28 protein-coding genes are annotated in these 20,331 nt (G+C 37.2%); 13 read left to right on the plus strand and 15 right to left on the minus strand.

What is annotated here, in order from left to right; translation table 11 throughout:
• From ACF8D3_RS13630 to ACF8D3_RS13665, 8 genes are read right to left on the minus strand one after another with little or no spacing between them, the layout of a single operon-like run.
• Window positions 1-414 carry a DUF1064 domain-containing protein gene (locus ACF8D3_RS13630; protein WP_392471911.1) on the minus strand — a complete coding sequence of 138 codons (414 nt, stop codon included), beginning with the start codon at window positions 412-414 and terminating at the stop codon, window positions 1-3.
• Window positions 411-626, minus strand: a complete 216-nt coding sequence (locus ACF8D3_RS13635) for a hypothetical protein (protein ID WP_392471913.1) — start codon at window positions 624-626, stop codon at window positions 411-413. Before ACF8D3_RS13635 ends, ACF8D3_RS13630 begins: the two co-directional genes overlap by 4 nt.
• Complete coding sequence (locus ACF8D3_RS13640; protein WP_392472221.1) at window positions 617-1,024, minus strand: hypothetical protein; 408 nt, start codon at window positions 1,022-1,024, stop codon at window positions 617-619. Before ACF8D3_RS13640 ends, ACF8D3_RS13635 begins: the two co-directional genes overlap by 10 nt.
• Window positions 1,024-1,968, minus strand: coding sequence for a helix-turn-helix domain-containing protein (locus tag ACF8D3_RS13645; protein WP_392471914.1), 945 nt, complete (start codon window positions 1,966-1,968; stop codon window positions 1,024-1,026). Before ACF8D3_RS13645 ends, ACF8D3_RS13640 begins: the two co-directional genes overlap by 1 nt.
• Window positions 1,965-2,264, minus strand: a complete 300-nt coding sequence (locus tag ACF8D3_RS13650; RefSeq protein ID WP_392471915.1) for a hypothetical protein — start codon at window positions 2,262-2,264, stop codon at window positions 1,965-1,967. The genes ACF8D3_RS13645 and ACF8D3_RS13650 overlap by 4 nt, the downstream gene beginning before the upstream one ends.
• Window positions 2,261-2,536, minus strand: a complete 276-nt coding sequence (locus ACF8D3_RS13655; RefSeq protein ID WP_392471916.1) for a hypothetical protein — start codon at window positions 2,534-2,536, stop codon at window positions 2,261-2,263. The genes ACF8D3_RS13650 and ACF8D3_RS13655 overlap by 4 nt, the downstream gene beginning before the upstream one ends.
• Window positions 2,537-2,584: 48 nt before the next feature.
• Window positions 2,585-2,860: a hypothetical protein gene (locus ACF8D3_RS13660; RefSeq protein WP_392471917.1), complete on the minus strand. Its 276-nt coding sequence runs from the start codon at window positions 2,858-2,860 to the stop codon at window positions 2,585-2,587.
• A 10-nt stretch (window positions 2,861-2,870) separates the two neighbouring features.
• Window positions 2,871-3,050, minus strand: a complete 180-nt coding sequence (locus ACF8D3_RS13665; RefSeq protein WP_392471918.1) for a Cro/CI family transcriptional regulator — start codon at window positions 3,048-3,050, stop codon at window positions 2,871-2,873.
• Between the two features lie 126 nt (window positions 3,051-3,176).
• On the opposite strand from ACF8D3_RS13665, the gene ACF8D3_RS13670 reads away from it, so the two are divergent.
• The 10 genes from ACF8D3_RS13670 to csrA all read left to right on the plus strand — a co-directional run bounded on the left by ACF8D3_RS13670 (window position 3,177) and on the right by csrA (window position 10,406).
• Window positions 3,177-3,908 (plus strand): helix-turn-helix transcriptional regulator, encoded by a 732-nt coding sequence (locus tag ACF8D3_RS13670; protein WP_392471919.1) that lies wholly within the window; start codon window positions 3,177-3,179, stop codon window positions 3,906-3,908.
• 63 nt (window positions 3,909-3,971) lie between these two features.
• Window positions 3,972-4,904 carry a hypothetical protein gene (locus ACF8D3_RS13675; protein ID WP_392471920.1) on the plus strand — a complete coding sequence of 311 codons (933 nt, stop codon included), beginning with the start codon at window positions 3,972-3,974 and terminating at the stop codon, window positions 4,902-4,904.
• Window positions 4,905-4,912: 8 nt separating this feature from the next.
• Window positions 4,913-5,824 (plus strand): hypothetical protein, encoded by a 912-nt coding sequence (locus ACF8D3_RS13680; protein ID WP_392471921.1) that lies wholly within the window; start codon window positions 4,913-4,915, stop codon window positions 5,822-5,824.
• A 204-nt stretch (window positions 5,825-6,028) separates the two neighbouring features.
• Window positions 6,029-6,490 (plus strand): hypothetical protein, encoded by a 462-nt coding sequence (locus tag ACF8D3_RS13685; RefSeq protein WP_392471922.1) that lies wholly within the window; start codon window positions 6,029-6,031, stop codon window positions 6,488-6,490.
• Window positions 6,490-6,819 (plus strand): hypothetical protein, encoded by a 330-nt coding sequence (locus tag ACF8D3_RS13690; RefSeq protein ID WP_192414572.1) that lies wholly within the window; start codon window positions 6,490-6,492, stop codon window positions 6,817-6,819. Before ACF8D3_RS13685 ends, ACF8D3_RS13690 begins: the two co-directional genes overlap by 1 nt.
• A gap of 2 nt (window positions 6,820-6,821) precedes the next feature.
• Window positions 6,822-7,952 carry an ATP-binding protein gene (locus ACF8D3_RS13695; RefSeq protein WP_392471924.1) on the plus strand — a complete coding sequence of 377 codons (1,131 nt, stop codon included), beginning with the start codon at window positions 6,822-6,824 and terminating at the stop codon, window positions 7,950-7,952.
• A gap of 4 nt (window positions 7,953-7,956) precedes the next feature.
• Entirely contained in the window at window positions 7,957-8,205 is a 249-nt protein-coding gene (locus ACF8D3_RS13700) for a DUF551 domain-containing protein (protein ID WP_392471925.1), read from the plus strand.
• A complete protein-coding gene (locus tag ACF8D3_RS13705) occupies window positions 8,198-8,413 on the plus strand; it encodes a hypothetical protein (RefSeq protein ID WP_192414563.1) in 216 nt (71 codons plus the stop codon). Before ACF8D3_RS13700 ends, ACF8D3_RS13705 begins: the two co-directional genes overlap by 8 nt.
• Window positions 8,414-8,622: 209 nt before the next feature.
• Window positions 8,623-9,903, plus strand: a complete 1,281-nt coding sequence (locus ACF8D3_RS13710; protein WP_004878607.1) for an aspartate kinase — start codon at window positions 8,623-8,625, stop codon at window positions 9,901-9,903.
• Window positions 9,904-10,142: 239 nt separating this feature from the next.
• Window positions 10,143-10,406, plus strand: coding sequence for a carbon storage regulator CsrA (gene csrA / locus ACF8D3_RS13715; RefSeq protein ID WP_004878605.1), 264 nt, complete (start codon window positions 10,143-10,145; stop codon window positions 10,404-10,406).
• A 69-nt stretch (window positions 10,407-10,475) separates the two neighbouring features.
• Here csrA and rnhB read toward each other — a convergent pair whose 3' ends face one another.
• The 3 genes from rnhB to ACF8D3_RS13730 all read right to left on the minus strand — a co-directional run bounded on the left by rnhB (window position 10,476) and on the right by ACF8D3_RS13730 (window position 11,997).
• On the minus strand, window positions 10,476-11,042 hold the full coding sequence (gene rnhB / locus ACF8D3_RS13720; protein WP_007479199.1) for a ribonuclease HII: 567 nt from the start codon (window positions 11,040-11,042) through the stop codon (window positions 10,476-10,478).
• Window positions 11,043-11,104: 62 nt separating this feature from the next.
• Window positions 11,105-11,473 (minus strand): hypothetical protein, encoded by a 369-nt coding sequence (locus ACF8D3_RS13725; RefSeq protein ID WP_392471926.1) that lies wholly within the window; start codon window positions 11,471-11,473, stop codon window positions 11,105-11,107.
• A 149-nt stretch (window positions 11,474-11,622) separates the two neighbouring features.
• Window positions 11,623-11,997, minus strand: coding sequence for a hypothetical protein (locus ACF8D3_RS13730; RefSeq protein WP_392471927.1), 375 nt, complete (start codon window positions 11,995-11,997; stop codon window positions 11,623-11,625).
• A gap of 212 nt (window positions 11,998-12,209) precedes the next feature.
• On the opposite strand from ACF8D3_RS13730, the gene ACF8D3_RS13735 reads away from it, so the two are divergent.
• Window positions 12,210-12,764, plus strand: a complete 555-nt coding sequence (locus ACF8D3_RS13735) for a cytochrome b (protein ID WP_004878597.1) — start codon at window positions 12,210-12,212, stop codon at window positions 12,762-12,764.
• Window positions 12,765-12,807: 43 nt separating this feature from the next.
• On the opposite strand, the gene ACF8D3_RS13740 is transcribed toward ACF8D3_RS13735, so the two are convergent.
• From ACF8D3_RS13740 to ACF8D3_RS13755, 4 genes are all read right to left on the minus strand, one after another.
• A complete protein-coding gene (locus ACF8D3_RS13740) occupies window positions 12,808-13,806 on the minus strand; it encodes an adenosine deaminase (RefSeq protein WP_007479205.1) in 999 nt (332 codons plus the stop codon).
• Window positions 13,807-13,920: 114 nt separating this feature from the next.
• The gene (locus ACF8D3_RS13745; protein ID WP_392471928.1) at window positions 13,921-15,240 is read right to left on the minus strand and encodes an NCS2 family permease; all 1,320 of its coding nucleotides are present in this window, start codon (window positions 15,238-15,240) and stop codon (window positions 13,921-13,923) included.
• A 325-nt stretch (window positions 15,241-15,565) separates the two neighbouring features.
• Entirely contained in the window at window positions 15,566-15,766 is a 201-nt protein-coding gene (locus tag ACF8D3_RS13750; protein WP_004878590.1) for a hypothetical protein, read from the minus strand.
• A 333-nt stretch (window positions 15,767-16,099) separates the two neighbouring features.
• A complete protein-coding gene (locus ACF8D3_RS13755) occupies window positions 16,100-18,307 on the minus strand; it encodes a TonB-dependent receptor (protein WP_392471929.1) in 2,208 nt (735 codons plus the stop codon).
• 619 nt (window positions 18,308-18,926) lie between these two features.
• On the opposite strand from ACF8D3_RS13755, the gene ACF8D3_RS13760 reads away from it, so the two are divergent.
• Entirely contained in the window at window positions 18,927-19,148 is a 222-nt protein-coding gene (locus ACF8D3_RS13760; RefSeq protein ID WP_392471931.1) for a DUF6500 family protein, read from the plus strand.
• 160 nt (window positions 19,149-19,308) lie between these two features.
• Window positions 19,309-20,319: an AraC family transcriptional regulator gene (locus tag ACF8D3_RS13765; protein ID WP_019384092.1), complete on the plus strand. Its 1,011-nt coding sequence runs from the start codon at window positions 19,309-19,311 to the stop codon at window positions 20,317-20,319.
• Window positions 20,320-20,331: the final 12 nt, after the last annotated feature.

A 20,331-nucleotide genomic window follows, 5' to 3' on the forward strand; every position in this document is an offset into this window, starting at 1 on the left:
TCACACCTCTCTGACATCAATATTTAAAACCGTTTTCATTAAATGCTTTTTATTTCTATAGCTGTCTTTCTTTCTCGTAGCCTCTGACTTCACATCTTCAACGATGTACTCACCTGTGATGCTGTAGTAAGTGAAATCTGCAAAATAACGTAGTGCTGGCTTTGCCCTTTTCTCTCCTTCTAATTTCGTTTTTGGCGCAAGTTCAAATTTTGTGTGATGCTCTAAACCGAAGATCTCGCCCCGTTGTTGCATTGCTTTAAGCTCGATGTACCGCTTGTGTTCTTTCTTGCTGTCGAATGTCATGCCATCCAATTCAACTTTCTGAGCGTTGAACTTATTGCGCTTAACATCCTTAGTCTTATCGGATTGCTTTAGAATTTCACGGCGGTATTGATCGATGCTCATTGATGTCATTTAGATTTATTCTCCGCAACTTTCACAAAGCTATTCTCAAAACCTGTGTACTTGTACCCTCGCTCATCTTTGGCTTGAACAACTAACATTCCAGTTCTTTTGCCTTTCTTAACGAATGAAACTCTTAATTCGCCTTGTGGATTCCAACCAGCCTGTTTAAAAGCATCTGCGTCTGGGCAAACAAGATCTCCAACACATAAAGTCATTGGCATTGCTCCCCAGGACGTTTCTCAAGTGAATATTTCCAATCTCCACGAAAATGTTTTTTATAGTTTTCTCTCGACTGAATGTAAAAAAAGGCTGAAAGATGCGACTGATTTCTCCATGCATCACCCATGATTTTTGGCTCAACCAACCAACCACATGCAACTCCATCTGCATCTGTAGCCATGTATGCAACATGATCAGGAATAACGGACCAGTCATATTTGTGTTGTCTTACCTCCACATCACCCTCAAGACACATAAACGTCCGCCCATCATCCAATCTTCCAAACACTCGCCCATCCTCAACTCGATCTAAAACACCGTAACCAGTGAAGCGAATACCTGCGTGAATCGTTTCTGGATTGTTTGTGAAATCAACTTTCACTCGATCGCCTTTTTTAATCATGCTGCAGCTCCCAGTGGTGTATCCAAGCCAACTTGTTTTAAGTAGCTCTCCCAAGCTTTAGCCTGTACTGGATCTGATAACTTCACGGCGATTCGAGCCGCTAGTTGTTCATAACCCTCACCAGGTTCAGCAAACTTGCTTGAGAACTCAGGATGTTTTGAAAGCCGTTGAGCAAACAGTCCAATTTGTTTTTCAGAAAGTTTGTTTGGTGATGTACGTGTTGATTTGGTTTTCTCTGTTTTTTGAGACTTGTCGTATTTCGCTTTGTTTCTCAAAAGTGAATCCGCGAAGTGATAAATCAAAAGTTCATCACAAAGATTCTTGTCAGCATTGAATTTCTCAAAAGCACTTAATTCACGATTGAACCAAGTTGATTTGATGATTTCTTCAGGTTTGCAATCAGGATCTGCTTGAGCTAATTCATCACGAAGTTTTTTCAAACAAAGCCACGTATTTTTATTTTTAGATTCTACTGATAGATTCTTTGATAGATTCCGTGTACCAATATTGGTACTGTTTAATGGAAATGTTGGTACTCTTTCAGGGAAATGTTGGTACTGTTCCAATATTGGTACTGTTTCGGAATTTAAGCCTTGTGTATCAAGGCTTTCATCTTCTAAGTGTTCCAATGTTGGTACTGTTTGCTCTCGACCTTGCACACCAATTAATCGATACACAATTACTTGCTTAGTTCTGCCTTTTCTTTCACCTGTATCGAAAATTACACCATCGGAAATCAGCTCTTCTAAAATCTTAAAAAGCGTCTTTTTGTTAATTTGACAATCTTCCGCCAAACGTCCCGTACTTGGATAACAACAATGTTGTTCATCTGCACGATCAGCCATTGATAACAAAACTAGTTTCTTTAATGCTGGGGATGGTCCACCTTTCACCTGAGTGAATTGTTTTTTCCAAGCCCAGACTGTAGCGTCTAAACTCATTCCTCACCACCCTGCTCATTCATTTGAATGAACCGTCCAAACATGATGATTTCTTCACATCGATGTAAACTTGAAATAATCATTCCTGCATCTTGATAACTGATTCGATGATCGCGGCTTAATGCCTCAATTAACTCATCACGAGTAACTGCAGCATTTGATTCATCACGATTAATCTTGCGTAGATTGGCTTTTCGAACTTCTAAAAAGCTGTTCAATGTTCTTAATGCTGGCTCATGCCAGGATTGAATAACTTGTGTTTGTTTGTGCTCAGGCATCTTAGCTGTGGTATTCATGGCACCTCCGCTAATGCTTGTTCTGACTTAGTGATACGGCGCTTCGCATTAACTTCAGCAATCGTGGCATGTCGTAACTCAGTTGCTGCTGCAGTAACTTGCTTACCATCGATGCTGATTGTTATGCCACTATTCAGCGTAGCCTCAACTGTAAACAGCTCATCTGAATCAAATGATCTATCCACAAACTGAAGTGGTGAATTAATTACCACCATATCCCCCACAACAAAGTCACTGTTGTAGGTTGTTATCTCGTTTGATATATTGGTCATGTTCTTTGGATCCCATTTCAAATTGAACATAAAAGCTTGATTTGCAGATCAAGCTTTTTCTTTGCCTAAATTCCCTTGAATCCCTTCTAATCCCTCTCCAAAAATTACTTCAGTTGAGAGATCCCTCATCAAAGCTCCTAATCCCAAGCGCTCAAATGATTTTGCTTGTAAATTAAGTACATGCCACTCACCTGCTATTTCTTTTTCAAGCAAGTAAGCAAGGTATTGAGCAAGGTCTTTTCCCTTAATTTCTGCGAGAACTTTTGCACGTTCATGGTTTTCAGGAGACAAACGCACATGCGTAGATTTTTTTTCGAGGCTCATACATATTTCCTTATGAAACTCTTTTGTGAGGTAATGATGGTTCTATTTCTAGCAATTTGAATGCAGCTGCTTCTGGAACTAATTCACCCCATTGATAAACAGCCTGTTTTGTAACTTTTAAAATTTTCGCCACTTTTGGTGCATTCTTAAATCGAGTCAAAACATCTGCTGTTTTCATCTCAATTCGCATATTCAACTCCGTAAAGTAATCATTACTTAGTTAAGAATACTTTACTTTATTTTGATAAGCAAACTTTACTTTTAAAAAGTTAAGCTATCTTTACTTTTTAGATATGGCAATAGCCATGAGAAATTTATGAGCACTTTGCAAGAACGTATGGCTTTAGCAATTAAGCACTATGAAGAAGTCACTAATAAAAAGTTTAAAAATGTTGACCTAGCAACATATGCAAATGTATCAAGAGTAAATGTTGGACTTTGGGTTAAAGGCCCTACTGAGGAACTAAGAGGTTCAAACTTAATAAAAGCTGCTGAGTTCCTACATGTAAATCAACGTTGGTTAGCAGGTGAGAAAGCGCCAATGGTCATATCTAATGTAAAAAATAAATTATCTTCAATTGGTGTTTGGGATGACAGTACACCTATAAGTTTGGATGAAGTCGAGGTTGCATTTTACAAAACACTTCGTTTGGCATGCGGTAGTGGCTCTATGGTTCAAGTTAATGAAACTGATAAAAGTTACACGCGAGTTTCAAGAAAACTTCTAGATCAATTAGGTATTTATAGAGACAAAACATTTTGCGCTCCAACTGAAGATGATTCAATGAAACCAACTATTAATGATGGTGACATTGTCTATGTAGATGAAAATAGAAACTTTATTAAAGATGGTAAAATTTTTGCCATCGAACATGGAGACTTATTTCGTTGCAAACGACTGTATAAAACAGCTGAAGGCGGAGTTCGTATAGTGAGTGACAATAAAGAAGAGTACCCAGAAGAGGTATTAACCAAGCAACAAATACAAGATCAAAAGTTTAGAGTAATTGGATGGGTATGGAAAATTGATAAAGTGGAAACCTGGTAACAATTAAACTGTGAACCCGACACAGCCATGACAACAGATCAAAAATCGACTTAGGAAGAGCAAATGAGTCAGATATTACAATATTTACCATTTTCAAATTATAAGAAATACTTAAGGCCTGCAGTAGATGGCTGTATGGGCCTTATGACACATGTAGGTGAACTAACTTGGTCTGATGGAATACAGAGGGAATCATATATAAAATTTTATGGCGAAAATAAAAAGCGAGCTTTATTGAATGAGGCACTAGGCTATCTTTTAATAAGCGGATTAAAACTACCGCAACCCGAACTTGCTGGATTTCTAGAATTCAAAATTTCAGAAGAAACCACCCCTGAAGTTTGGGCGCAAGCATCTGAAGTTGATAAATATAGAGGCGTCACTTATGCGTGGGTTTGCACTAATACAGGTGGTATCAATAGAAGAATTGAAATAGATAATGCAAACTCACCGGAGCTAAAAAGTTACTTAACTGCTCATGTCATTGAAGCATTAAAGAGCTGGGAAAAACTACCCAACCTGATTATGTGTGATGACTGGTTAGCAAACAATGATCGTAATATGGGTAATTTGCTTGAACTTCCAAATAAAACGTTCACGTTAATTGATCATGGAGGTATTCTTTATGGAGACAATTGGTCACCTTGGGATATCATGAGAAATGCAGTAATAAATAGCAACTTTCAAAAAATGTATGTAAATATTTTTAAACAGAAGTTTAATGGACTCTTCTGGAAAGAAAGCTTATTAAATGCATTAGAAGAAGTCAAAAACGAACATGGATCCTCCTTCGAATCAATTAAAGATGAAGCATGTCAATTAATTAATGATTTTCTTGGCGATGAAAAAATTCATGTAGGTTTACCACCGAATCCAGTACAAAATGTAAGCAATATATTGCAAGACTTTCTTGCGACAAATGCTGTACAAGTGGGTAATATTGAAGCAAAATGCGACTTATGGCTTTCTGCAACGCAAACCAATGTTGCTAAATAGGTAACATTATGAATTTTAAAAATTTTGAAGAAAAGTTTATAACTAATCCAAGCACTCCAGAACAAATACAAGCTACTTGGACTCAGGTTAGATTTACACCTGACTTGGTTACTAATGAGCAATTATCTATTGGCGTTCTTATCAACTATGATGGCATTGTTCATACTAAATTTATTGAAGATTTCTCAAGAGTCGAATGTGCATATGGTACTGAAGCTGTCACCTACTTAAAATCATGTATAGAGCTTTTTGAGGATTTTCTACACTGTAATCATGAAACGTCATTTTCATCTCAGCTAATTTTAGATAAGCGTGGTTTTGTGCAAGGGGAAACAATTGACGGCCTTCTTGAGGAGCTTCTAATGAGAGCTGCCCCGCTGTCTTTACCTCATCACAATAAGAGTTCTTATAAAAAGCAGTTTCATACAGTTAAGACTGTAAAGTTTCACTCAGAAGTTAAAAGTTACATTAAGAGTAAAATGGGGGAAATTTATAAAGAGATATTCCCGAGAAATGAAACTTTATTAGTAGGTGATTCTATAATTGGGTTTAGAAATCTGCCTGTTGCTATTAATATTGAAAAAAATAATAAAATCGGAGACTTAGTCTCAACTGTCTATGCAACACCTGATACTGTTGAAATAAATTGTCTTAAAGCCTTGGAAAATTTAAGAGCAGTGAAAAAATATGCAAAGAAAGATAGTGATTGTAAATTATTTATGTTGTCTCCAGATGACCATAATATGGAATTACTAAGTAACGCAGATAAAAAGAAAAGAAAAGATATAATTGGAAATTTTAAGTGGAGCTTACGTTCTGAAGGTATTGATTTAGTTGAAGAGCACTCTGTAAATGAAGCATCTGAAAAATTAATCGAGTGGTCGGGAATTGATAAACAAAGAAAGCTAGAAGAAGTTTAAAGCAAAATACCACAACAATCCAACCCACCCAGCGGTGGGTTTTCTTTTGTCTATTAAAACATAAAAGTAAAGTTTAATTTAAATTTTATAGTTAAGTATTCTTTACAAAGTAAATATAGTAAAGTATTCTTTACCTAGCAAGAAGCAAAAAGCCCTGCCGACTCTCACATCACACAGGGCTTCTCACTACACATGAGGTTGATTATGGAACAAAACACAATTCAAAGCAATTCAGCTTTTCAATTTGGAAAAGTTGTATTGGGTACATGGGCAACTGCAAGTCTTTTAATCGTTGGAATAGCTTCAGCTGTTTCTTCTTGTGACTACCAAGCGGCTCATTCAAGCCAGCCAACATTAGCAAACGTAAAGCCTAGCTACTACGGCGTTATGACACTAAAACTTACTTCTGACATTACTGGCGAAGCTGTTATTAATCTTGATGGTTTCCGTGTACCAGTAAAGTTTGTTTTTGATAAACATCCCGATAGTTATGGTGTTCCTGGTTCGGAATTTACCGCTGTAGACATCATTAATCTTGAGATCGGTCAAATTACTGACGCTAACGGCAACAACTATAAAGACTTCACGATCTACGACGATCACCGCAACATCAATGCACAGCTAGCGGCATATATCGAAAAGAACAAAATGGCGGAGGCGATCTGATGAATAAGAAGCGCTTCACTACCCCCTTCCGCGAGTTCATTACCCGCGATGACCAAGGTCGTTATCACGTTCGCTTGGGACCTCAGACCTTTTCAACAAACTGGAAGTTTACTGATATTCGCATTGAAGATGAAAACGGCGGCACACCAGTAGATCCTGATTTATTAAAGTCTAAGCCTTGGATACTTCGTAACTTACAACAAGAAGTTAATTTCAGACGCAAAAAAGAACGTGCAGAAATGTTCTCCAAGGAATGTTTTCAGCGCACACCGTACAGTGCAAATCAACGCATGTCTTATAACAACGCTAAATCTAATAAGGGGTTGTAATCATGGCTCTAAATATTATTTCTTCTGATCAAGCGCTTAATGTAAGTGCAATTATCACATACATTTATGCTGATCCTGGTTTAGGTAAAACCTCATTGGGCTTTACTGGTGATAAAGCTATTTCATTCGATTTTGATAAAGGTGCACATCGTACTGGTGAGCTACGCCGAGGATCTGTTGTACCAGTTCAACAATGGAAAGATGTTGCAGATCTTACACCTCAAGATTTAGCACCATTTAATACCGTTGTAATTGATACTGTGGGCGCAATGCTTGAGAACATCAAAACTCATTTACTACTTACAGCGAATAACCGTCAAAAGGATGGATCGTTAAAGCTTAAAGCACAAGGTCTAGCAAATCAGATCTTCAAGCAATATGTAAATTCGCTAATCAGCTCAGGTAAAGATGTTGTTTTCATCGCCCACGCTTCTGAAGATCAAAATGGAGACCAAAACATCTATCGTCCAGATCTAGGCGGTAAGAATAGAAATGAGCTTTATCGTATCGCTGACATTATGGGCTACTTAACTACAGTCACCACAGGCGAAGGTAAAAATGCACGGGTAATCAACTTTAAACCTAGCCCAACACATCACGCTAAAAACTCAGGTGCTTTAGGTGGTGAGACTGGTGAAGTATGGGTTCCCGACTTAAAGACAAATCCTACCTTTTTAGCGGATCTTATTAAATCTGCTAAAGATCATATCAATACACTTACCCCTGCCCAACTAGCCGTTTCAAAAGCTCAGGAAGAACTTGAAAACTGGCAACAGAGTTGTAATGAAGCGGAACATGCAGGTGATCTAAATCAACTTACAGAAAGCTTGGAAGATTTAGTTAAAAGTAACCATCCATATGCACAATCAATGCGTCAAATATTATTGAAACGCTCTAAAGAACTTGGCTGCAAATTTGATAAGCAGAAAGGTAAATGGAATAACCCTCAAGAGTTTAATGGTATTACCAATCAGCAAAGGGATGAAATTCAAGAACTATTACGTCAAGCGAATTGGGATGTAATGTCCTTTTGCGAAGATCAAGGCATCGACAGTTTATTAGCAATTGATTCATCGCGGTTTAATGATGTTAAAGCTTTCATTATTGAGTCAGCCCAACAAGCGCGGAGGTAACTTAATGACTGTAGAAAATATGAAAGATGTAGATGAAGCTGTATTGCCTATTTGGATTTCTGTTAATTTCATGCTGCCCGATCTTGGTTCAAAGGTTTTGATTTACATTGCAAATGAAGTTATTTCCGCAGAGTACACAATACTGGGTTTTGTGGATTCAATAGAAGGTGCAATGTTGCATCAAGATTTGATTACACATTGGATGCATCTTCCAAACGGGCCAGAAGCAGATACGGAGGGTTTAGATGGATAAATACATAACATCTAATAGTGTGTGTGAGATGTTTAAAATAACCAAACGCACACTAAACCGCTGGGAAATTAAAAGCCCCTGGGGACTGCCATTCCCTGCCCCAGTTTTAAAATCCGATGGCGGAACTATGAAACGTTATCTTTCAACTGATGTAATGGAATGGGAACAAAAGTGCAGTAATTTGGAAATGAGTCAAAAAGCTATATAAGTAGAATAAAAGCTAACAATCAGTAAACTTGATAGTTTTCCACCGTTTCTATGATTGTTAGCGTATAACCCTTACTATATACTTGTGACCCGAATTCGTACCTTGCTAAGAACTCAGTCTTTTAATTTGTGTACATAAGCGTGTACATAATAGAAATCTCAGGAAGCAAGAATAAACTTAACCTGTTTTATTACAAGGGTTTAGGCAATATGGCATTAATCGTTCAAAAATATGGCGGTACTTCTATGGGTACTCCTGAGCGCATTTTAAATGTTGCTCGTCGTGTCAAGCGTTGGCATGATCACGGTCACAAGGTGGTCGTTGTCGTGTCTGCAATGAGTGGTGAAACAAACCGCTTACTTGCGCTTGCTAAAGCCATTACCACCACCCCTGACCCACGTGAATTAGATCAAATGGTGTCAACGGGTGAACAAGTAACGATTTCCATGTTAGCTATGGCACTGAACTCAATTGGTGTAGAAGCTAAATCTTATACAGGTCGCCAAGTCGGTATTAAAACGGATAGTGCTTTCACCAAAGCACGTATTGAATCTATTGATACTGATGTGATGACAAAGGACTTAGATGCTGGTCGCGTACTGGTCGTTGCAGGTTTCCAAGGCTTTGACGCTGAAGGTAATACAACAACACTTGGTCGTGGTGGTTCGGATACTTCTGGTGTAGCACTTGCAGCAGCACTTAAAGCAGATGAATGTCAAATTTATACTGATGTTGATGGCGTATACACGACTGATCCGCGTGTTGCACCAAAAGCGAAGAAAGTTGACCGTATCTCTTTTGAAGAAATGCTAGAAATGGCATCTTTAGGCTCAAAAGTTTTACAAATCCGCTCTGTTGAATTCGCAGGTAAATATCAAGTTCCACTGCGTGTATTATCAAGTTTTGATAATGATGATGATGGCGCATTTGATGAAGATTTCAAACAAAACGTAGGCACACTAATTACGACTGAGGCAGAGGACGATATGGAACAACCAATCATTGCAGGTATTGCATTTAACCGTGACGAAGCAAAACTTACTATTTTGGGTGTTCCTGATGAGCCAGGTATTGCATCTAAAATCTTGTCACCAATCAGCAATGCCAACATTGAAGTGGATATGATTATCCAAAATGTTGAAGAAGATGGCACGACTGATTTTACTTTCACAGTTAATCGCACTGATTTAGCTAAAGCAAAAGCTATCCTAGAGCAAACTGCAAGCAGCATCGAAGGATGTGAAGTTGTAACTCGTGATGACATCGTTAAAGTATCTATCGTTGGTGTTGGTATGCGTTCACACGCAGGTGTTGCGAGCAAAATGTTCACTGCGTTAGCTGATGAAAGTATCAATATTTTGATGATCTCTACCTCAGAAATTAAAATTTCTGTATTGATCGAAGAAAACTATTTAGAGCTTGCTGTTCGTTGTTTACACACTGCATTTGGCTTAGACCGTGAACACGGCGAAAGCAGTGCGCGTGCTTAATTAATAGCTGCTTAAACATATTTACTTTCAAGTAAATAGCAAAAAAAAACAGAGCCACTATAGTTTTTCCTACAGTGGCTCTGTTATATTAATCCGTGAGGTTTTTCAGGATGTTCCAACAGAACTTACGAAAAAGAATGTTTTTTACATATTTCTGTTAGAATTTTCTGTATATTAAGGCTGTGCTTTCTAAAATGAATTCCCTGTCGCAAGTTTAAGCGTTTAGCAAGGAGATAAACATGCTGATTCTGACCCGTCGTGTCGGAGAAACATTAATGATTGGGGATCAAGTCAGTGTTACTGTGCTTGGCGTAAAAGGCAATCAGGTGCGTATTGGTGTAAATGCTCCAAAAGAAGTTTCTGTGCATCGTGAGGAAATTTACCAACGTATCCAACATGAACGTGCCATGCATGAGCATCTACAACATCTTGATCAAGATTATCAACTTTCTTATGAAGAAGATAATACCGATTTTACTCGAAATAATAACTTCAATCGTTAATGCACAGAATTTTTCTCCAATAATTAAAGCGACTTTTACAGTCGCTTTAATTATTTTGGGCAAAGCATTTTATAATCCTAATGCTTTTCTCACTGGCGCATAACTACGTCGATGCTCATCTATCACACCATGAGTAGCAATCGCCTCAAAATGTGCTTTTGTAGGATAGCCTTTATGTTTTGCAAATCCAAAGTCAGGATACTGTAAATCTAAAGCTTTCATCTGATGATCTCGAGTTACTTTCGCTAAAATACTAGCAGCACTAATTTCAGCATGACTCGCATCTCCCCCAACAATCGCCTCACAAGGAATAGTGATTCCCTTAGGGATTTGATTACCATCCACGATGACTTTTTCTGGTTGAGTTTGTAAACCCTCTACTGCTCTACGCATTGCCAAGAATGTCGCTTGTAAGATATTGAATTCATCAATTTCAGCATGAGTTGCTTCTGCAATTGACCATGCTAATGCTTTTTCTTTAATTTCTAAAAAGAGTTTTTCTCGTTTCTTCTCAGTTAATTTTTTAGAGTCATTTAATCCTTCAATCGGATTATTCGGATCTAAAATTACAGCCGCCGCAACCACTGAACCTACCAATGGCCCACGCCCTGCTTCATCTACACCAGCAACAAACATATCTTTTCCACAAAAAATTAGCTGCCTTGATTGCAGCTAACTGAACGTTATTCACTAATTTATTATTTTACCACTTCTGACACACAAGCATTCATTGTTTTTGCAACAGCAACACCTGTTAACGCTGTTCTAGCTTTTGAATCGACGGCAGCTAAAGCAAGTTCAGATGGAGACAGAACAGTTGGTGCATTCTTTCCAACACATTTACATATTTGTTTTTTCTTTTGCTTCTTTAATTCACTACTCATTAATCGACTCGCCACCTTCCACGCAGCAAAATCATCCATATCATGGCTACACTTTGTTTGCGCTGCAAACTCAATAGCAGATGTACCTAATTTTAATTTGCTCTGTTCTGCACTTTGAGCACTGCTACATGCCAATAGAGTTAAGGATGTTGATAGAATGAATAACAAATGATTCTTTTTCATTATTTATAACCTAATTATGTGATTAGAGTTTTAATTGTTCAAACTAGAATATCTAAGCGTGATTTAAAATTGAAAAATGGTATTAATTTTACTTTTTATTAAAAAGCAAAGCCGAAATATCCAACTTTGCTAGTTATGTACTGAGTTAATTATTTATTCAATGCTTCAGCAACACATGCATTTACCGTTTCAGATACCACTTGGCTTACGATTGTTGCACGAGCAGTTGGATCAATCGCAGCAGTCGCTAATTCTACTGTTGTGACGCTATTTGGAGCTTTCTCACTTACGCAACCACAAACATTCGTTTGAATGTTTTCACGTTGTTCAGTCGTCATCAAACGTGTCGCTGTTTTCCAAGCTGGTAAATTATTTATTTCATTGATACATTTCGCATTTACAGCAACTTTCAATGCTGTCATGCCTAACTGTTGAGATGTGGTAGCTGTAGTGTTATTCGCATTTGGTGCTACACAACCATTAAGCGCAAATAGTGCTGGCAATACAAGTAATAATTTTTTCACGACCTTCGACCTATATCCAAAATTTTGGCAGGCGTATTTTGACTAAATAAAAGATTTAATCAATTGACTCTGTAGACATATTACATAATATAACAATAGGCAAATTTCATTGAACGTTGCATGCATAAAACGCTCTGTTACGTATACACTGTATAAGCAATAAAAAGAGCTAATTAAAATCAAATCACTCATATCACAGCTAGGATGTTGCGATGTCAACCTCAGCACAATATTACACACGCACGGCGCAAGTTTTGCATTGGCTCATGGCTGCTATTTTTATTACCGCATGGCTGATCGGATTCTATAGCGGAAACTTTTTAAGCTATGAAGTCGATGGTGGATTTAAGGGAACTGTCATTACCCTACATAAAAATATAGCAACAACAATTATTTTCTTGGTTGTTATTCGTATTTTTTGGCGCTACACACATCCTGCACCAAAGCTACCAGCAACGATGTCACCAATGATGAAAGGCTTAGCGCATATAGGGCATTTATTCCTTTATTTAATGTTATTAGCTCTACCAATTACGGGTTGTTTGTTTAGTTGGAGTGCTGGTCATCCTGCACCTGTTTTATATTTATTTGAGATCCCTCGTTTAGTACAAGATAATCCCGATCTACTTGCAATTGTAAAACCGCTGCATATTTATTTATCTTGGTTTGCAGGTCTACTAGTTGCTGGGCATATTTTGGCTGCGATTAAACACCATGTGATTGATAAAGATAACGTCTTGCTGAGTATGTTACGTCAACCTAAATAAATATAAAGGCATAAAAAAAACCGCATAATGCGGTTTTTTTATTTTAAATGGCTTTAATTTCTTCAATCCACTTTTGCTTTTCTTCATCAGAAATAAACGAAGCTTCAAAAGAGTTGATCGCAAGCTGCTTTAATTCATCATGACTCAGTGCTAACGCTTCTTGAATCGCAATAAAGTTATCATTCATGTAACCACCAAAATATGATGGGTCATCTGAATTAACAGTAACATGTACACCTTTCTGTAATAGACGACGAATATTATGTTCGCCCATATCTTTCACAACGCACAATTTCAAGTTACTGAGTGGACAAACCGTTAACGGCATCTTTTCAGAAATTAAACGTGTCATCAAACGCTCATCTTCTTCTGAACGTACACCATGATCGATACGATTCACTTTGAGTAAATCCAGTGCTTCCCAGATATATTCTGGAGGACCTTCCTCACCAGCATGTGCAACAATCAAAAATCCTGCTTCACGGGCTTTAGCGAAAACACGTTCAAACTTTGATGGTGGATGACCAACTTCACTTGAATCCAGTCCAATTGCAATAATGTCATCTTTAAATGGCAATGCTTGCTCAAGTGTTTCAAATGCTTTTTCTTCACTTAAATGACGCAAGAAGCACATGATCAACTGAGAGCTAATCCCTAATTTTTCTTTTGCATCTGTGCAAGCACGTTTTAGACCCGCCAATACTGTTGCAAATTCAACTCCACGCTCAGTATGCGTCTGTGGGTCAAAGAACATTTCTGTATGAACAACTCGATCTTCAGCACATTTTTCAAAATATGCCCAAGCTAGATCATAAAAGTCTTGTTCATGAACAAGTACATTTGCACCTGCATAGTAAATGTCTAGAAATGATTGAAGATTGTGAAAGTTATAAGCTTGTTTCACTTCTTCAACTGATTGATAAGGAATCTGAATCTGATTACGCTGTGCAATTGCAAACATCAGTTCTGGTTCAAAAGTCCCTTCAATATGCACATGCAATTCGGCTTTTGGTAAAGCACGAATCAGCTCGATTTGATTCATATAAACTCCGCGTCTAAATAAAAAAGGGTGTTACCTGAACGAGTACACCCTTTTAGGGTTCTCTTTGAGAAAATATTTCACAAAGAGAATAATAAATGAATAGCAACGATTTGCTTAGCCACCAAATGCGATGAATTTGAATACCCACAAAACAGCAATAATCCAAACCATATATGGAACGGTTTTTGCTTTGCCTGTCAGTAATTTAACTAGCGCATAGCTAATAAAGCCCATTGCAATACCATCTGCAATTGAATAAGTAAATGGCATGAATACGATGGTTAGAAATGCAGGAACAGCTTCGGTAATATCATCCCAATCAATATGCGTAATCCCTTGTATCATCAACACACCGATGAATAACAAAGCTGGTGCAGTCGCAAAACCTGGTACAGATTGAGCCAATGGTGCAAGGAATAAGCATCCAATAAATAAGAATGCAACCACAACCGCTGTTAAACCTGTACGTCCACCCGCTGCAACACCCGAAGCAGACTCGATATATGGTGTGGTAGATGATGTACCTAGGGCAGCACCTGCAACAATAGCAGTAGAGTCAGCAAATAACGCTTTCTTCAAACGTGGTAATTTTCCATCTTGAAGAAGGCCAGCACGATGTGAAACACCAACCAAAGTCCCTGTACTGTCAAATAAGTCTACAATAAAGAAGACAAAAATCACACCGACCATGCTTGCCGTAAATAGACCTTCAAAGTCCATTTGCATAAAGGTTGGTGCTAAAGAAGGAACTTGACCCACAACACCTTTGAATTCATTTAAACCCATTGCTGTTGCAATTGCTGTTACGACCAAGATACTAATAATAATTGCGCCACGCACTTTAAACTGGTGTAACACAACGATCATTAAAAAGCCAAATAGTGCCAATAAAACTGTAGGCTGTTTGATATCACCCAAACCCACTAAAGTTGCAGGATTATCTACAATGATTCCAGCATTTTTAAGTGCAATCAAAGCAAGGAATAAACCAATACCACCACCGATTGCAAACTTTAACGACATAGGAATTGCATTCACGATTGCTTCACGAATTTTGAAAAAGCTAATCGCTAAGAAAACCAAACCTGAAACGAACACAGCCGCCAAAGCAGTTTGCCAAGGCACCCCCATGCCTAAACACACTGAATAGGTAAAGTAAGCATTTAAGCCCATACCTGGTGCAAGTGCGATTGGATAATTTGCAACAATCCCCATGACCAAGCAGCCAATTGCGGCTGCCAAACAAGTCGCTACAAAGACAGCGCCATGATCCATTCCTGTTTCAGAAAGAATGAGTGGGTTTACAATGATGATGTAACACATGGTCAAAAATGTAGTTACACCAGCTAGAACTTCTGTTCTAAAGTTGGTTTTATTATCGCTCAACTTAAATAAGCGTTCTAACAAACCAGCCGAAGCATTAGGCGTTGTCATAACATAGCACCTGTTAAAATCTAAGATCGTAGAATTTGAAATCTATACGCTTGTGTTTCAAATAGTTTTTTGAATGTACACAAAAAGGTATACAAGACAATAAAGCAATCTATATGCCAATATTGCACTTGCTACGCAGACGATAGGTATAAATTTGATTCCGATATCAAAACGTAAAAAGCTGCATAACGAGATGCAGCTTTTTATTTAATGGTAAATATTTTAACAGATTCTCATCAAAACTTGAGTATCACAGCATAAAAAAAGCATAAACAATCCATTCATCCTGAGTCACCTAATTTTTGATTAGATGATCAAGCAAAATTCAACTCTTTTGCTTATAAGAAGACAAATGCGTATTGTGCTTTACATAGTTAGGATTATGTTGGATCTCATTTAAACTATGCTCAGCATCATTGACAATCTTAATAAGCTCTTCCCGCTTTTTGTTTTGGGCATCCGCATATGATGCATATCCTAAAACAAAGACGGAACAAACAACTAATAGTGCAAGTAATATCTTCATTATTATTATCTCAATTGTATGCTTTTCTTTAATACTAACAAAATAGAACAAAAATGAGAACCAGTTAACATTCAACAACCACTAATTAGCAATAAGTCACAATTATATAACCTTTCACAAATTGGTTCTGTACATTTTATATCCAAATAAATACTAGAATAATCTAGTTTTTAAAGCAATAGCATTTTATATAATTCAATTAGATAGCAAGATTTTGTATAGCTAAATTTTACCAATTGGTTGATTTATCAATATATAAAGCTGTTACATTTAGTTAAAAAAACATCTTTGCTCAAAGAGCAAAGATGTTCCGTATTGCAACAATTTAGATATTTAGAATTGATAGTTTAAACGAACTAAGAAATTACGCGGTGTTCCCGGCATTGATGCTGAGCGCCAATATTCTTTATTCGTTAAATTATTCACTGCTATCGTTACATTCCAAGGATCAGCACTGTAACCAATTGCCGCATCTACTCGAGTAAAACCATCAAATGACATAGGATCATTATCCAAATTACCGCGTGCATAGACTGTTGCATCACCTACATAAGTTGCACCAACCTCTGTATAGATTTTATCTGTCGGCAAATAGCGTACAAATAAGTTACCTGTATGTTTTGGCACGTTATTCAGTACTTTACCAATATTCTGTGGTTTCTCCTTATCCTTTGTAACTTCGGCTTCGTTATATCCATAACCACCACGAACAAATAAATTATCCAACACACGCCCAATGAAGCTAAATTCAACACCACGAGAACGATGTTGCCCACCGACAGCCCAGACATTTGGCTCATCATCTGGATTAGGCTTATAGCGAATATTGTTTTTACGAATATCAAATACAGAAAGTTGAGTATTTAAACGATCATTGATCCAATCACTTTTAACACCCACTTCATATTGTTCGTTGTATTGCGGCTCTGCATCAAAAGCATCTAAGTTTGTATTTGCAGACACTACATTTACACCAACACTCCCCCCAAATGGTGCAAAACTTTTACTATAAGACGCATAGAAACTTTGACTTTCAATTGGTTGCCAAATTAAACCGATGTTCGGGCTAAAACTTTCACCATCAATACTACGTTGATAATCTAGATCATTACTATCTTTCAAACGGTTTGTTGTCTTCGAATGGAAATAATCATAACGCCCACCGAGCATGACTTTGAAATAATCATTAAAGCTAATTAAATCCTGAATAAATAAGCCATAAGCTTCACTCTGATTATAGTTATGCGTATTAAGCTTTAAATCACCGCGGTCTCGTGAGTTAGAACGCCCACCTGTCAATGGATTGACATATCCCCACAGAATTGAACCATCTTGATTTTTATTTGCGAGTTTTGGTTCACGTTGCTCATAGGTCCAATCTGCACCCACTAGAAGGTTATGCTTTAAGCGACCTGTATCAAATTCACCACGAATATCAAAGCTATTACTGGTGGTCTTATTACTTGTTTGTTGCCAATAATAAATTTGAGAGATTTCCCCTGCATGCCCATCACAAGAACCGATATTTTTTACTACTGTCTGATCAGTCTGACAATATGTACCAGAATAAAAGTGATCAAAGTTTTGTTCAGCTTGACGATGACTTAAAGCCCAATGAAAGTTCCAATTCGGCGCGAATTCATAATTCAAGTCTGAACGGGCTATCTGTAATACGTCATCGACATAATCGCCTTTTTGAGAAAATCCTGTTTTGATCGAGGTTCCTTTTGGAAGCTCAGAAAATTCAGGTCCGCGATCTGGAACGCGATGCAATTTGTCATAGGTGTATTGCATCGTCCAAGTGAGTCCATCATCATTCTTATAAGTAAAACTTGGAGACAACATTTCGATTTTATTTTCAATGCCTGAACGGAAACTGTTTGATTCTCCATATTCGCCAGTCAAACGTACAGCCACGTTATCCGTTAATACTTGGTTTAGATCAACTGTTGAACCATAGTTATCATATGATCCACCATAAATACCAACAGAACTTTTAGAATCAAAATTGGCAACTTTACTGACCATATTGATTACACCGCCACCAGAACTACGTCCATAAAGTACTGAGGCAGGACCTTTTAAAATCTCAATTCGCTCAACATTAGCAGTACTACGGCGCACCTGCCCACTTTCGCGAATACCATCACGATAGATATCACCAGTATCTGCATTAAATCCTCTTAGGCTAATCCCATCTCCACGCATGTCATAACTCGTAGAAACACCCGGTGTTCCTTGCAACATGACGCTCAGATCATTGGCTCCATAGATTTTATATTTTTGAACATCAATGGTATCAATGGTCTGGGGAATATCTTTTTTCTTAAGACCGTTACGAGTCACACTTGCCTGTTCATAATCAATATAACTTTTGATTGGATCAAGCTCACTCATCGCCTCGATTTTAATTGTAGGCATAACAGCTGTTTGCATATTTTCTTCGTTCGCAATCGCATATTGCGCTTGGATCAGCATCACCGTAAGTAAACTGAACTTAAAAACAGGCTTAGTATGTGCACTAGGTATCGAGAGACTCATAAAATATCCAAACTCAAATAAAAATTAAAAAAAGCTTAAAAATATAAAAACGATACAATTTTAATAAAAATAATTCTCATTTTCATCATCTTCAAGTCTATTTTTTGCTTTTAGTGCTTATTTATCGCCCAGATGAGATAGATAGAGCGGATACAGTGAGTAAAAAATTGCCAAAAATATTTTTAACATCCATGTGTTATTCTTTTTAAATTCGATTCTTTTTAAACAATTTTACATTCGGCTACGCACAAAATAATTCAATCTTTTTTAGGGTTCTAATGAAACATCCACTCTAATATGGAAGATTGAGTATTCTTAGTTCTTTATCGCTCAGTATAAATTCTACCCCTTGCCGCTAACAAGACGATTGATCTTCCTCTCCCCCTCCTCAAACTTCAGAAGTGATAACTGAAGGTATTCCATCGTTTCAAATAACGCTTTAAAAGAAACTCTAATTTTAGAGACTTAAATATTATGTATGATCGGTTAGCTACTACAATTTAACTGTTAAATCATCACTTATACGAAAGACTTCCCCTCTTAAACTTCACATTCTTTTATGTTCTGCTCTACGTATATTATGATGCAATTACCCATTAATGAAGATTTGAAGAGTTAGATGCGTACAGAACTGAGAACTAAAATCATAGAAGTATGTGATGATAAAATTGCCAAAAAAGGCAGTAATGTTGGTTTATCTTTTTATGCATTTTTTGCCAATAAAAATGATGATCCTGAGCAGCTTATGGAAGCAGCACATTGGTGGATTATGGAACATCAATTAAATCATTTTGAAAAAGCAACTAAAATTAAAACACTCGTTTTGGAACAACTAGATTAAATCGTAATAAAGACTGATTGCTTTAACTTGTGTTGCTTTAACTCAAACAAAAATATTTCCAATGAATAGCTTAATAGCCATATTTAAGTAAAAGGTAATTCATTTCCATTATGAAAAGAGCATAGTATATTGATTTTAAAACTCGTATTTATGTTCTTTTATGCACTCAAGAAAAACCAGCGATGCAGGCATCTTTTTGTGGATGGTGTATCAAACCATGCAAAAGATGGATTTAGATGCAGCAGCAATTTTTGCTAGTGTGCATTTACCTGACCAACCCCCAGATAAATTTGTTCGACGTGACAATTCAACCCAACAACGTTTTTGGCAAGCTGCGGAACAAATTAGTCATGATCAAGATATTGGGTTACATGTCGGCGCAAATGTACCCGCCTTTCGCGGTCAAGTAATTGAATATCTTTTTTTGAGCAGCCCAACATTTGGTGAGGGATTAAAACGAACTGTTCGTTATCAAGCCTTACTTACGGATGCAATGTCCTTTAAACTGAATGAATCAAATAGCGACTATATGATCATCTCAGGTTTAACACACCCTGTAAGACATTACCTTGAATGTGCGATTGGAATTTTTTTAAATTTTTTCAAATATATTAGTCAAGATACTTTTTCGCCTTTAGAAATTTGGCTGCCCTACAATGAGGGTGCTTGTTCTGAAGAATATCAAAAAATATGGAAATGTAAGGTTCAACTGGCACAAACTGAGGGTGCAATCTGTTTTGATCGAAAACTATTGGATCAACCCTCACCCGCTTACGAACCTGAATTATTAAAAATTCATGAGCATCATGCTAAATCACAACTTGAGCTTTTAGATAAACATCAACTAATTACCGAAATAGAAAGAATTTTAGCAAGTGGCTTATTGGAGTCAGGTGAATTCGATCAAAATTGTGTAGCTCAACATTTAAATCGAAGTGCTAGAAGCCTCAGAGCAGATTTACAACTGATTAATACCAGCTATGAAAAAGTGATTGCACAATATAGAGAACGCCTTTCTCGACGACTTTTATCACAAACCCAAGAAACAATTGATCAAATCGTATATTTAACAGGATTTTCTGAACCCTCTGCCTTTTCTAGAGCATTCAAGCGCTGGACCGGAGAAACACCTACTGCATATAGACAACGTAAGCAATCTGCATTTGATTAAGCCGGCAATATA

It is taken from the genome of Acinetobacter sp. YQ_14 (assembly GCF_043102985.1).
GTDB lineage: Bacteria > Pseudomonadota > Gammaproteobacteria > Pseudomonadales > Moraxellaceae > Acinetobacter > Acinetobacter venetianus.